Here is a 13,955-nt window from a genome sequence, read left to right on the forward strand (position 1 = left end):
CCATTTTAATTATATAAATTTGTAGCTGTCACTCCTACAGTATGAAAATCAATTTACCGGACAAACTTTATTATTCGATAGGCGAAGTTGCCAGGGCATTTGATGTAAATGCCTCACTGATCCGGTACTGGGAACAGGAGTTCCCAATCATTAAACCCAAAAAAAACAATAAGGGAAACCGATATTTTACACCGCTGGACATCAAAAACCTGCAGATCATCTACCATCTTGTAAAAGAAAAAGGATATACGCTGGACGGTGCGAGAATCGCTCTGACAACAAATTCAAAGATTTCCGAAACGGTAAGCATCATCAACCGGCTCGAGTTTGTAAAAGCTGAACTTGAAAAACTGAAGGATTCATTAGTGGAAACCAGTGAGTAAAATTCAGGTGTTTTTCCCAGGATAAACTGTTGATTAAACGGTAGTTATTAATCTCACAACGTTGTAAATTTGAGTGAAAATACTGCCATGAGGTTCAAATTTCCCCTCGCCGCCGCTAAAAATTATTTTTTAGGTCTGGCCACTTCCGGCGCAGTACTGTTTGCCGGTCTTTTTTACTTTAATGCCAAAAAAAATGCTCCGCAATCGCCAAACGGTAATTCTGTGGAATACCTTCTGTCGGAAAAAATTCCTTTACAAAATTTTGATCCCAATGCGCTTGATGAAAACGGCTGGAAAAATCTCGGTTTTTCTGAAAGGCAGATTGCTACGATCTTAAAGTACAAAGGAATTGTGGGTGGAAGTTTCAGTTCGAAAGAACAGCTGCAAAAATGCTATTCAATTTCCGCCGAGAAATATGGCGAACTTCAGCCTTACATTCTACTTCCCGAGAATTCTGTGCGATATTCCGGGAATTATTCCCCAAACCGCAGTTTCAGAAACAACTCCGGTTTTACTCCGTATCATAAAAAAGAACTGCGTATTCACGGCAAATTTAATCCCGATCAGTTTACCGCAGCAGATTTTGTACAGATGGGTTTTTCCGAAAACCAGGCAAACTCTATTTTAAAATATAAAAATTATTTGGGCGGAAGTTTTCAAAGCAAAGAAAAATTTAAAGCCTGCTTTATCATCAGTGATGATAATTACCGCAAAATGGAACCTTACCTGCTGCTTCCTGCAACGGCGCCGGAAAATTCATCATTTTCTTACAAAAATATCCCATCCGAAAAAGCCAGGACAGCATATACCAGTTTTGATCCAAATTCAACCGATTTGGAAGGATGGCGAAAACTTGGATTCTCGGAAAAGCAGGCACAGGTGATCATCAATTACCGTGACAGGAATTTGCGTGGCAGTTTTAAGTCCTTAGAAGATATACAGCGTTGTTTTGTGATCTCCCCCGAAAAATTTCAGGAATTAAAACCGTTTATCATCTTAAATACGGCTACAAACCAAAATTCCGTAGCGCCAAACAATACTGAGCGGGCGGAAAGTAATAAAAATCAGGAGCAAAATACAGTTACCAATTTTGCAGCGGTAGACCTCAATCAAATCACTTACAAGCAGTTGATGGAATATGGTTTCGATTCAAAAAGTGCCGCAATGATGCTGAGTTTCCGGAAAAAACTGGGTGGATTTGTGAACCGCCAGCAAATCATCGACACGTATGATATCGACAAAGCTTTGGCCCAGAAACTAGTCGCAGAAGCACAACTCGATATTTCAGGTGTTCAGAAATATAATCTTTTGGATGCTCCCGAAGAATGGCTTAAATCACATCCCTATTTTAAATATTCTGCCGACAAGATTATTTTCTACAGAATTACCTATCCGAATGAAAAAAAGATCTGGAACATGATAAAAGTAAAACCTGAGTACGAAGCTCGAATGAAACTCTATTTAAACTAGGCAATTTTTTAACGTTCTCAAAAGAAGACCTCATCTGAAAATTCAGATGAGGTTCTTTATAAAATAAACATATGTCATCTATTTTTTAGTGATCTTAACTGACTGTCCGTCGATAGTAACCACATAAATTCCGGTTTTGAGATGCTGCACGTTCACAGAATTTTTATTTTTAAAAGGTGCGTTTTGCTCCAAAACTAATTTGCCCGAAAGATCAAAGACGGATACTTTCTTCACGTTTGCAAGATTTTTCCCTTTCACAAAGAAAGAATCTGTCACTACAGGATTTGGATAAACAGCATATTTAGCATCATTATTCACCAGAACATCGGTACTTGCCAAACTGCCAATATTTTCACAGTAATCGACCGGATAAGTCTGCCACTGCGAAAGAGAAAAAGTGGTGGATGGCTGCGTAACGGACGGCAATCTGTAAAGTGAAACATCGCCGAGTGACTCATAATTGTTGGTTCCGCGAAGACCAATGGCGTCCACAGTTGTGCTTGCATAGCGCAATTCCACATACTGACTTCCGTTAAAAGTCATCTGAGGAGCAGCGGTTACAAATTTTGCCTGTTCATTAGTAATGCAGGAAAAGTCAGACCGCGGATTCAGCACTACAAATGTTTCATTGTTTGCCACCGTTCCTTCCAGTTCATAAGGGGCGGGAAAATAGTAATTAGAAGCCGAAGTTAGCTGAATGCTCAGGCGGTATTTATTTAGATTGACGGGATGGCCGGTTTTGTTGGTGATTTCAATGGCTTTATTATCGGCGGTACCTTCCAGATATTTTGTGATCATTAAATCAGAGGCAAAAACATCGGATTCAAGAGTTGTTTCAGAGGCAATATTACTGTCGGCCGACTCCAGGTAACCATTATCGTAAGCTCTCACGGTAAAATTATAAACCGTTCCGGGCGAAAGATGGTCAATAGAAATATTTGTACTTTTAGTTGTAGCGACATACACGCCATTCTGGTAAATCCTGTATCCCAACACATCGCTCTCAGCCGAAGGCGACCAGTTCAGATTTACAAAATACGCACTGTTTTTCTGAATACTAAGGTTTTGTGGTGCCTGTGGAATCACACCATCAGGCGTTTGATTCCAGATCATATTTACCCACTCAGGATGATCGATGAATGGATTTCTGTTTTTCTGGAGAAGATAAACAGCATTGTTCCGGTCGACCTCACGCTGTGATACGGGATCCTGTGCATTCCACTGCAACAGCATTGCTACATACCAATCTTCGAAGGCTTTTTCTTCAGTTCCATCCAGCGGGCTTTTATCATTTGCGGCGGAAGTTCCATTATAATAATTGAAAGCATTCAGCTTCCCTTCATAACGCATGGCGAAATAAAGCAGGCTTCGAGCTATATCACCTTTAAATTCATCAATCGGTTCATATACTCTGCCTGTATAACCGGAGCCGGGCGTTGCGTTATTGCCGATTCTGGATGTGTTGGTAAAATTGTAAAATGTCGTAGAACCCGCTTTTCCGTAGGGATAGTTGCTGCGCAACTGATTAATCCGGGCATCGGTAGGTATAATATAAAACATATCCGAATACATTGGATAATTACTGTCGTAGGTGCTTTGTGGCATCATGTGTTCCCGGTTCCAACCCTGACCTTCTGCATTCGCAGACCCTACAAGATTACTGACTGTATATTCGTAAGCATCCGGCCCCGTGGGAATTTCCGAATATATATCCAGCAGTATACTGTCGTTCGAAGCATCATGATCATAATATCTGTCCAAATCAGTTAAGCCGAAAAAAGGAGTCAGATCGCTGTAGTTCCAGTTGATGTTCTTCTGTGAAACGATTTCGTGGAGTTTTGATTTAAGGGCATAACCTGTTAACGATTGTGTGCCGTCGTAATAGCCATCGGGCGCCTGGGAAAAAGCAAAGAACGGCAGAAGTAAAAGTAGGGATATAGATCTTTTCATATATTCAATTTTAAGGTGCTAAAGTAGGGAATAAAAAGAAACAGCAGGCAGAAGACAATGTATATCACAAATAATATTTAAATTTACTATGTGACTCATTTGTAAAACAGCCGTTTTTTATAAAACATGGTTTTTAGCTTCCTCTTTTTATTTATCTTTGAGGTCAAATAATTCATATGAGTAACGAGACTTTACAAAATATCGAAATGATTGCAGAAACCGCCCGGGATTTTGCAGAAAAAAATATCCGTCCCCACATTATGGATTGGGACGAAAGCCAGACTTTTCCTGTCGACCTTTTTCATCAACTGGGTGAAATGGGCTTTATGGGGATTGTGGTGCCGGAACAGTACGGCGGTTCAGGTTTAGGCTACCATGAATATGTAGCAATTCTTGATGAAATTTCGCAGGTAGATCCATCGATTGGGCTTTCCGTGGCGGCACATAATTCACTTTGCACCAATCATATTTATGAATTTGGTAATGAGGAGCAGCGCCAGCGCTGGCTTCCGAAACTCGCTTCGGGAAAAGTAATTGGCGCATGGGGCCTCACAGAACACAATACCGGCTCGGATTCCGGCGGTATGAGCACGACTGCCGTAAAAGATGGCGACGACTGGATCATTAACGGTGCAAAGAACTTTATTACTCATGCTATTTCAGGTGATATTGCTGTAGTAATGACCAGAACGGGAGAGAAAGGTGCAAAGAATAATTCCACCGCTTTTGTTCTCGAAAAAGGCATGGCGGGCTTCAGTTCCGGTAAAAAGGAAAACAAATTAGGTATGCGTGCTTCGGAAACTGCGGAACTTATCTTTGACAGTGTTCGGGTTCCCGACGCTAACCGCTTAGGTGAAGTGGGTTCAGGATTTAAGCAGGCGATGAAGATTCTTGATGGCGGCCGTATCTCGATTGCCGCTTTAAGTTTGGGGATTGCAAGAGGAGCATACAAATCTGCGCTGAAATATTCGAAAGAGAGACACCAGTTCGGAAAGGCGATCAACGAGTTCCAGGCAATTAATTTTATGTTGGCGGATATGGCCACTGAAATTGATGCTGCCGAACTACTCATCCAAAGAGCCTCAAATTTAAAAAATGCCAAAAAACCGATGACAAAAGAAGGAGCTATGGCAAAACTTTATGCTTCTGAAGCCTGTGTGCGAATTGCAAATAATGCAGTACAGATTTTCGGTGGTTATGGTTATACCAAAGATTTTCCGGCTGAAAAATATTACCGCGATTCAAAACTCTGTACCATTGGCGAAGGAACCTCCGAAATTCAACGGCTGGTGATCGGAAGAGAGATTTCGAAGTGATTTTTTCCATTTTAAAAAAAGACATTTAACACCCAAACGGGTGTTTTTTTGTGGTCGTAAAGTCTCATAAAAAATCAGCAATTATTGTTTCCATAAGGGTTTCGTGATATAGTAACATTTTTCGTAAAATATTTTGATTTTGTTTTGAAATAAATTATACATTTGATTTGTCTTTAACACTTTATTAAAATCAATCATATTCTATGAAAACAAAACTCTTATCGATCGCTTTCGTAGCAATTGCCGGTTTTTCCTATGGTCAGACCGGTTCTTTATGGACTCACACTGCGAAATTGGCAGGCGCGGAAGTTTTAGGAAACAAAACCTCGATCATGGCTCCAAAACTTTATCAGCTGGATATCGAGGGCTTAAAAACAAGTTTGAAATACACGCCTAAAAAGTTAGCAGCCGGAGAAAAATCTGAAAAAATCATTTCCTTCCCTACTAATGAGGGTAGGATGGAAAATTTCAAAGTTTCAGAAAACTCTAATTTTGACCCCACTTTAGCGGCAAAATATCCGGATATAAAATCCTACGTGGGACAAAGTTTAGATAATCCCACCAATATCATTTACTTCAGTGTGTCGGAGCTGGGACTTTCTTTTATGGAGATCAAAGCTGACAACTCTGCGGTTTTTATTGAACCTTATACAAAAGATGCCTCGACTTATGTTGTCTACGCAAAGTCTGATAAAAAAGACAACCTCAATAAATTTGAGTGCGCCACAATCGATGATGTAAAAACACAGATCACTGACCATTTTGCCAGACCTAATGCGGATGATGGTTTGCTTCGAACATTCAGACTGGCACTTTCCTGCACCGGTGAGTATACGGCTTACTTTGGCGGTACCAAAGCGCAGGCTCTCGCTGCGATGAATAATACGATGACACGTGTCAACGGCGTTTTCGAAAAAGATTTCTCTGCTCGCATGGTACTCATCGCAAACAACGATGCTGTTATTTATACTAATGCATCTACTGATCCGTATTCAAACTCCAGTTCAATGTCGCAGTGGAATGCCCAACTGCAGTCCACCCTGACTTCTGTAATTGGCGAGGCCAACTATGACATCGGGCATTTGTTCGGAGCCTCTGGCGGCGGCGGAAACGCCGGCTGTATCGGCTGTATCTGTGTGAACGGTTCCAAAGGTTCCGGTATCACTTCTCCGGCGGATAATATTCCTGCAGGCGACAATTTCGATATTGATTATGTGGCACACGAAATGGGGCACCAGTTTGGTGGAAACCATACTTTCACCTTTTCAAATGAAGGAACAGGCGTTCAGATGGAGCCGGGATCGGGGTCAACTATCATGGGATACGCCGGAATTACTTCGCTGGATGTTCAGCCGCACTCGGATCCGATCTTCCACGCAGTTACTATTCAGCAGGTTACCAACAATCTTAAAACAAAAACCTGCTCGGTGAATACACCGACAGGAAATTCAATTCCGACTGCAAATGCCGGCGCGGACTATACGATTCCGAAAAGCACACCTTTTATGCTGACAGGAACTTCAACCGATGCAAACGGAGATGCACTTACTTACATCTGGGAGGAAATGGACAACCAAACCACTTCTGCAGCGCCAAGCGCCACAAAAACCAAAGGTGTCAATTTCAGATCGTGGGTTCCTTCGGCTTCGCCAACGCGTTACTTCCCGAGAATGCAGTCGGTTTTAGCAGGAGCGACCACCACGGCAGGTCAGGAAATTACAGTGGAAGCACTTTCTTCGGTTGCCAGAACTTTAAATTTCAGATATACCGTACGCGATAACAGACCGGGAGGTTCGGGAAACAATTCCGACGACGCTGTGATTACAGTTAACGCGACTGCGGGACCTTTCGCCGTTACATCTCAGGCGAGCGCGACTACTTACGCCGGAGGTTCATCGCAGACCATCACCTGGAATGTCGCCGGAACAACTGCAAATGGTGTAAACGCAGCTAACGTTGATATTCTTTGGTCATCCGACAATGGAAATTCCTGGTCGACACTTTTAGCAGGAACTCCTAATGACGGTTCCCAAGCTGTTACCATTCCGAACGCTGCAACTGCCACCGGAAGAATTATGGTGAAGGGAAGCAATCATGTTTTCTTTAATGTAAATAAAGCAAACATTACGGTTACCGCCGGCAGCGGAGATACGGTGGCACCAACTGCACCAACACTTTCAGCTTCGGGCACGACCAGCTCTACTACCACCCTTTCCTGGAGCGGTGCAACGGACAATGTGGGTGTGACCGGCTATGATATATACAATGGTGCTACACTTTTAGGTTCTACTGCAGCAGCTTCGGTAAATGTAACGGGACTGAGCGCATCTACCACATACACTTTTACTGTAAAAGCAAAAGATGCTGCCGGCAATGTGTCGCCTGCAAGTAATGCCGTCTCGGTAACAACCTTGGCAAATACTTCAGACACGACTGCTCCTACTGCACCTACAATCTCCGCCTCGGGCACAACATCATCTTCTACCAACCTCACCTGGAGTGGTGCGACAGATAATGTAGGAGTTACAGGCTACGACATCTTCAAAAATTCCGTTTTATTGGCAAGTACAGCCTCTACAAGTTATGCAGTTTCGGGATTATCTGCTTCAACATCTTATTCTTTCTTTGTAAAAGCTAAAGATGCCGCAGGAAACAGCTCGGTAGCCAGCAACACAGTCACTGTAACAACATCTGCGAATGCTGTGACCTATTGTTCAGCCTCCGCGAACAATACAGCTGATGAGAAAATCGGGAACGTGAAATTTAATACGATCAACAACACTTCAACAGGAAGTGCGGGATACGAAGATTTTACGGGAGTATCTACGAATGTAACCCGGGGTTCTTCATACACACTGACAATTACTCCGAAGTGGACCTCAACGAAATATAATGAAGCCTATGCCGTATATATTGATTATAACGGAAACGGTATATTTACTGATTCAGGCGAAAAGGTATGGACTAAAGCGGGTTCTACCACTGCAACCGTTAGCGGAACTATAAAAATTCCGGCCACCGCCAAACTGGGTTCTACCAGAATGCGGGTGATGATGCAGTACAGCAGTATTCCTACCTCGCCGTGCGGAACTTACACCTATGGCCAGGTTGAGGATTATACGCTGAACATTGTTTCAACGGCGAAAGATTCCGGTCTTGAAATTACGCCGGTGAAGGAATTTGCGGTCTATCCTAATCCTGTTAAAGGCAATGTCCTTCATTTGACAAATCCTGAGTCAATGGATTTCCAGATTTTTGACATGAGCGGTAAACTGATTTACTCCGGTAAAATTTCAGATAACGCTGTGGCGGTTGGCAAACTTCCGAAAGGGGTTTATCTCCTGCAGGTTGGCAAAGTTTCCAAACGATTCATTAAGGAATAAAGCTTTAAAAATTAATGTAAACCGTCTCAAAAATTGGGGCGGTTTTTTTATAGGCTTTTTTACTACATTTATCTCTTAAAACCTACACAAATGTCCACCGAAAATAAATCAGAAAAAACTTCTTTTGCAGTAACTGTCACGGCCATTGCAACGCTTATTACAGCTTTAGGCGGACTGATCTACGCCTTGAAATCGAAGGATGCGTCTGATGCGGAACGAAAAGAGCCAAGCAGCCTGTCCATCAAAGGCATAACAGGAACAGAAAAAATATTTCACGGAAACGTCGGTAAACTGCAGACCACTTTCAATTTAACCTTCGACAACAATTCCACGGGAGTCAGCGGAAATTATTATTACAATAAAAGGCAGGATCAACTTTACGATCTTAAAGGCATTTACACAGGCGAAGACCTTCATCTGACTGAATTTACAAAAGGTACAGCGACTGCAAAATGTGTGTTACAGAAATCCGGCAATGACTGTTTCACCGGCAAAATGTTTAATAACGACGGAAGAAGTTTTGTGATGAATATTTGCGAGAATGGAGGTGTGAAATGGTAAATCTTACCGGATATATGCTTCGATTCTTCAAAATCAGGACGAATGAAAAGTTTTGTCAAAATTATTCCATTCCGACGGAGTTCAACGTGTATTCATACTTCTTGATGAGGAGTTCAGACTTAACCCAAATACCGAGGTACTTTATTAAACATTATTTAATGGCACTTTAAATCTGAAAAGCAGTTACGAATTTTTACTGCGGAGCAGAAATCTCTACCTTTGGTCAAATTAAATATTTTATGGAAAAACTAGATGCTTTGAATCAGGTCGCAGAATTCCACCGCACTTTCAACGCACCCATTTTAGATACACCGCAAATCCCTGCTAAAGAAAGATGTGCGCTTCGCGTTTCACTTTTGCAGGAAGAATTGAATGAGTTGAAAGCCGCCATCGAGGATAATGATATTGTGGAAATCGCCGATGCGCTCTGTGACTTGCAATACGTTTTAAGTGGCGCTGTGCTGGAATTTGGGCTCGGTAAAAAATTTCCGTCACTTTTCGACGAGGTTCAACGCTCCAATATGTCCAAAGCGTGCGCAAACGAAAAGGAAGCCGCCGACACGATCTCGTACTATAATGAAAAAGGCGAAGATGCTTTTGCCGAAGTATCCGGTTCAAAAATCAATATCCACCGAAAATCAGATCATAAAGTCCTGAAGAATAAACACTACTCACCTGCGGATATGAAAACCATTCTCGAAAACTAAACCGCATCATCCAACATCTATGAAAAAAACTACTCAAATTGCACTTGCCTGCGCTGCCTTATTTTTTATACTTAACTCCTGTGCATCTAAAAAAACCGTTATAAACCGGGAAGTGAAAACGGCCGACGACGGAAAAATGCTTTTAGGTTACCAGTCCAAAGATCAGCTGTTAAAGGAACCTTACACCGAATGGTATACGCCGGAACATAATGACTATACTGTAGATAGCAAGGCTATTGCCGAACTTAAAAAAGAAAAGTTAAACTCGTATAATATCACTGTAGTTCTTGGAACATGGTGCGAAGACAGCCACCGCGAAGTGCCCAGACTTTTCCGGATTTTGGAAGAGGTTGGTTTTCCGGACAGTAAACTTACGCTGATAGCAGTGAATAGGAAAAAGGAAGCACCTGGCGGCGAAGAAGGTCCACTGAACATTCAAATGGTTCCCACAGTAATCGTGCAGAAATATGGAAAAGAAGTTGGCAGAATTATTGAAACGCCTAAATCGGGCTATCTTGAAAGAGACCTGCTGGAAATCATTAGAAAAGATGCTAACGTAAAACTGTAAATTGAAAACAAATCAAAAATTAATTCCTTTCGCACTCGGTGCACTCGCCATGCTGTTAATTTTTCTGGTATGGCGCGGCCTTACGGTGAAAACTGAAGACCAGGTACAGAACGACTACTACATCATTACGAATCAAATCCGGAAAATGAATAAAATGGTGGTGATGGAGCAGGATTTTTCCAGCATTCAAAAAACAAAGGTCACATCCAAACTTCTGGGCGGTATGCTGCCTAATATCGAAAAGGAGCTGATCACCTTTACCAAGACCAACGCGCAGGTTTCCTACGACCTGAACAAGATGAAGATTGAGGTAGATTCCATTAATAAGAAACTCATCATCAAGGAACTTCCCAATGCGGATATCCGCATCACGCCAAGTGTAGAAATACAATCGCTAGACGATTCCTTCTTCGACCGCTTTGATCAGAAAGATTTTCAGAAAATAACAAAATCAGCAAAAGACAACGCCTATAAAGTGGTAAATCAGGAACGCCTTCGAAGTGAGGGACGCAAGCAGCTGCTGGAGAACCTTGACAACATATTTGTGCTGGCGAAAGCCCTGAACTACACCATCGAGGACCGCACAGGCACTTTCGATACCTCAAAACTGTAAATGTACGGCCAAAATCCAATCAAGAAAAAATAAAATAAGCGCTGCCCAGTCCAATTTTGCCTTGATAACTTTTCTGTGTATTTGTTGATATTTTATCATTTAGATTCGGTAGAAATTTCTATTTTTACAAAAATATCAACCAATATTATATGAAAAGACAATTACTCACTCTTGGTATCCTGGGAATGGTACTGGGTTTAAACGGAACACTTGCCGCGCAGGATGTGCAAAATAAAGTGTACAATGAGAATGGCAGTGTAAGCCTCGTAGAGTTTAAGGACGGTTCTACCCGGAATGCAGCTTCAGTATCAAACCTGTTCAAAGAAATCTTAAAATTAACAGCCGGGCAGGAACTTCGGCTGGTAAAAACTGAAAATGATTTCAGTGGGAAATTTGTAGATGAAAAATACCAGCTCTACTTTAGAAATATTAAAGTTGAAGGTGGCGTTTACAATGTACATTATAAAAATGGAAATTTGATCAGTATGAACGGCGCAGTGTTCCAGGATGATTCCGCCGCAGCCGTACCGGCCATTTCTTCTTCGGCAGCCTTTGATGCAGCAGTAAAGAGTGTAAATGCGCAAAAATACATGTGGGAAGACGCAGGTTATATTGCAGAAAACACCTACAGAAAACCAACAGGCGAATTACTTTACTTTCCCATTTTGCAGGCCGACGGCAAATACTCATTAAAACTTACTTACAGATTTGATATTTATGCCGCACAGCCTCTGAGCCGTGATTATATTTATGTAGATGCCGTGAGTGGCAGAATTGCTGCGGTGGATCCGATTATGAAACACGCCGAAAAAGAAGGCACCTCCACTGAAACGAATTTTGTAACGCTCCCCTCTCCGGGAATTTTACAGGCAGAATCTTTGGCAAAGGCTGTTGGAGTCGCGGACACGCGCTACAGTGGACCACAGAATATAGAGACTAGCCTTTCGGGCGGAAAGTATATTTTACATGATACAACCAGAGGAAACGGTGTCAGAACATTTAACCTTAGAAAAAGTTCGAGCTTAAGTTCTGCGGTAGAATTTCAGGATGATGACAACGCATGGACCACGGCAGAATTCGATAACGGCGCCTTTGATAATGCCGCACTCGATGCACACTGGGGTGTGGAAAAAACCTATGACTATTTTAAAGCCACATTTAACAGAAACAGTTTCGATAACAACGGCACGTTGCTAAAAAGCTATGTTCATTACGGCAACAACTACGAGAATGCAGGTTGGACCGGAAGTGAAATGATTTACGGCGACGGCGCAAGCAGATTCAAGCCGCTCACTGCTTTCGACGTGACTGCGCATGAACTTGGCCATGGTGTTTGCTCCAGCACTGCAAATCTGGTTTATCAACGGGAGTCGGGAGCATTAAATGAAGCCCTTTCTGATATTTGGGGCGCGGCAGTAGAATATACCTACGCCCCTAACAAAGAAACCTGGCTTATTGGCGAGGATATCACCAAAGTAAATCCCGGGTTTTTACGTTCCATGTCTAATCCAAAAGCCGGCAATCCACCACAGCCCGACACATACCGCGGAATTAACTGGTATCCGTCATCCATCGAAGACGGCTGTTCCTCGCCGGGGCAGACCAATGACAACTGTGGTGTTCACTACAACAGCGGCGTGATCAACCATTGGTTTTATATCCTTTCTGTTGGTAAAACAGGAGTCAATGACAATGGCAGCAGCTACAGCGTTGCAGGAATCTCGATTGAAAAGGCTGCAAAAATCGCCTACCGCCTCGAAACCAATTACCTCACAAGCACTTCCGGTTTTATGGATGCCCGGAATTTTGGTATAAAAGCGGCCAAAGATCTATATGGTGCCGACACACCGGAAGCCATTGCTACCCAGGACGCATTTTACGCGGTGGGAATCGGACCAAAATATCTTTCAGTTCCTGATGTAATAGCGCCAACTGCTCCTGCAGATCTAAGCTACAAAAATACCACGGGCACACAAACCGTTTTGGAATGGACCGCTTCAACTGATGAAAATGGGGTCGACAAATATTTTATATATAAAAATGGGGTACAGACTGCAACTGTAGCGGGAAGTAAAACCACTTACACCGCTTCTGGCCTTACACCAAACACTGCGTACAGTTTTTATGTAAAAGCGCAGGATCCTTACGAAAATGTTTCAGCGGCAAGTAATACAGTTACTGTGACTACGCTGAACACGCCGGTCTACTGCGGAATTTCATCAAGCAGTACAAGCGATGAGCGGATCAAAAGGGTTCAGTTTGGAACCATCGATAACCCAAGCACCTCGCTCGCCGGTTATGAAGATTTTTCTTATCTGTCAACCGATGTCAAGAAAACGCTGATTTATCCCATCACCATCACTCCGGAATGGGGCGGAACGGTTTACAGCGAAGGTTATGCCGTATTTATCGACTGGAATAACGACGGCGATTTTACCGATGCCAATGAAACAGCACTAACAATTCCTGCATCCAAAGGAAATCCGGTTACAGGCAATATTACCGTGCCGGGCGATATTACCACTACAGGTCCGGTTCGCATGAGGATCATTATGAAATACAACTCCACGCCGACCACCGCCTGCGGAAATATTTCTTACGGACAGATCGAGGATTATACCCTTAATCTGCAGAATAATTTGGGCGTGTCCAACACTTCAGCTTTGTCTACTATGATTTATCCTAATCCGGTGAAAGATGTGATCAGCATCCAGAGCAAAAATGCAGGCGAGTACACGTACAAGATCTTTAACGTAGCGGGACAGCTTATGAGCGCGGGGTCGTCTGCTGATAAGAAAATCAGTGCCGCGAAACTTACAGTTGGCAATTATATGCTCGAACTCACCGATAAACAGGGTGTGAAAACCGTAACCAAGTTCATCAAAAAATAAAATCATTTTAATTTTCAGAATGAAGAAGCCGTCTCAAAATAAAATTTGAGGCGGCTTTTTTTATTCAGTTTTAAGATTTTAAATTGGGATAGGTGTGCTTTTTTTAGAATAGT

Annotated in this window: 10 protein-coding genes; 9 read left to right on the forward strand and 1 reads right to left on the reverse strand. The window is 42.5% G+C overall.

The features are described from left to right. Window positions 1-41 precede the first annotated feature (41 nt). The gene (locus tag H562_RS0114300) at window positions 42-383 is read left to right on the forward strand and encodes a MerR family transcriptional regulator (RefSeq protein ID WP_027378121.1); all 342 of its coding nucleotides are present in this window, start codon (window positions 42-44) and stop codon (window positions 381-383) included. 87 nt (window positions 384-470) lie between these two features. Beyond that, window positions 471-1,853, forward strand: coding sequence for a helix-hairpin-helix domain-containing protein (locus H562_RS0114305; RefSeq protein WP_027378122.1), 1,383 nt, complete (start codon window positions 471-473; stop codon window positions 1,851-1,853). A gap of 78 nt (window positions 1,854-1,931) precedes the next feature. On the opposite strand, the gene H562_RS0114310 is transcribed toward H562_RS0114305, so the two are convergent. Further along, the gene (locus tag H562_RS0114310; protein ID WP_027378123.1) at window positions 1,932-3,803 is read right to left on the reverse strand and encodes an endonuclease; all 1,872 of its coding nucleotides are present in this window, start codon (window positions 3,801-3,803) and stop codon (window positions 1,932-1,934) included. A 176-nt stretch (window positions 3,804-3,979) separates the two neighbouring features. Here H562_RS0114310 and H562_RS0114315 point away from each other — a divergent pair, with 176 nt between their 5' ends. The 7 genes from H562_RS0114315 (at window position 3,980) to H562_RS0114350 (ending at window position 13,842) form a co-directional block, all read left to right on the forward strand. Next, on the forward strand, window positions 3,980-5,119 hold the full coding sequence (locus tag H562_RS0114315) for an acyl-CoA dehydrogenase family protein (RefSeq protein ID WP_027378124.1): 1,140 nt from the start codon (window positions 3,980-3,982) through the stop codon (window positions 5,117-5,119). Window positions 5,120-5,322: 203 nt separating this feature from the next. Next, window positions 5,323-8,502 carry a reprolysin-like metallopeptidase gene (locus H562_RS0114320; protein ID WP_027378125.1) on the forward strand — a complete coding sequence of 1,060 codons (3,180 nt, stop codon included), beginning with the start codon at window positions 5,323-5,325 and terminating at the stop codon, window positions 8,500-8,502. Window positions 8,503-8,592: 90 nt separating this feature from the next. Next, window positions 8,593-9,063, forward strand: a complete 471-nt coding sequence (locus H562_RS0114325) for a hypothetical protein (protein ID WP_027378126.1) — start codon at window positions 8,593-8,595, stop codon at window positions 9,061-9,063. Window positions 9,064-9,302: 239 nt separating this feature from the next. After that, the gene (locus tag H562_RS0114330; RefSeq protein ID WP_027378127.1) at window positions 9,303-9,770 is read left to right on the forward strand and encodes a pyrophosphohydrolase domain-containing protein; all 468 of its coding nucleotides are present in this window, start codon (window positions 9,303-9,305) and stop codon (window positions 9,768-9,770) included. A 19-nt stretch (window positions 9,771-9,789) separates the two neighbouring features. After that, window positions 9,790-10,338 carry a thioredoxin domain-containing protein gene (locus H562_RS0114335; RefSeq protein WP_027378128.1) on the forward strand — a complete coding sequence of 183 codons (549 nt, stop codon included), beginning with the start codon at window positions 9,790-9,792 and terminating at the stop codon, window positions 10,336-10,338. Between the two features lies 1 nt (window position 10,339). Then, window positions 10,340-10,951 (forward strand): DUF4230 domain-containing protein, encoded by a 612-nt coding sequence (locus H562_RS0114340; RefSeq protein WP_027378129.1) that lies wholly within the window; start codon window positions 10,340-10,342, stop codon window positions 10,949-10,951. A 149-nt stretch (window positions 10,952-11,100) separates the two neighbouring features. Continuing rightward, complete coding sequence (locus H562_RS0114350; RefSeq protein WP_027378130.1) at window positions 11,101-13,842, forward strand: M4 family metallopeptidase; 2,742 nt, start codon at window positions 11,101-11,103, stop codon at window positions 13,840-13,842. Window positions 13,843-13,955: the final 113 nt, after the last annotated feature.

Source organism: Kaistella palustris DSM 21579 (genome assembly GCF_000422265.1).
Taxonomy (GTDB): domain Bacteria; phylum Bacteroidota; class Bacteroidia; order Flavobacteriales; family Weeksellaceae; genus Kaistella; species Kaistella palustris.

Coding starts and splice junctions, on each gene's coding strand:
- H562_RS0114320 (WP_027378125.1), top strand. CDS start 5,323: ATGAAAACAAAACTCTTATCGATCGCTTTCGTAGCAATTGCCGGTTTT.
- H562_RS0114305 (WP_027378122.1), top strand. CDS start 471: ATGAGGTTCAAATTTCCCCTCGCCGCCGCTAAAAATTATTTTTTAGGT.
- H562_RS0114330 (WP_027378127.1), top strand. CDS start 9,303: ATGGAAAAACTAGATGCTTTGAATCAGGTCGCAGAATTCCACCGCACT.
- H562_RS0114315 (WP_027378124.1), top strand. CDS start 3,980: ATGAGTAACGAGACTTTACAAAATATCGAAATGATTGCAGAAACCGCC.
- H562_RS0114310 (WP_027378123.1), bottom strand. CDS start 3,803: ATGAAAAGATCTATATCCCTACTTTTACTTCTGCCGTTCTTTGCTTTT.
- H562_RS0114300 (WP_027378121.1), top strand. CDS start 42: ATGAAAATCAATTTACCGGACAAACTTTATTATTCGATAGGCGAAGTT.
- H562_RS0114325 (WP_027378126.1), top strand. CDS start 8,593: ATGTCCACCGAAAATAAATCAGAAAAAACTTCTTTTGCAGTAACTGTC.
- H562_RS0114335 (WP_027378128.1), top strand. CDS start 9,790: ATGAAAAAAACTACTCAAATTGCACTTGCCTGCGCTGCCTTATTTTTT.
- H562_RS0114350 (WP_027378130.1), top strand. CDS start 11,101: ATGAAAAGACAATTACTCACTCTTGGTATCCTGGGAATGGTACTGGGT.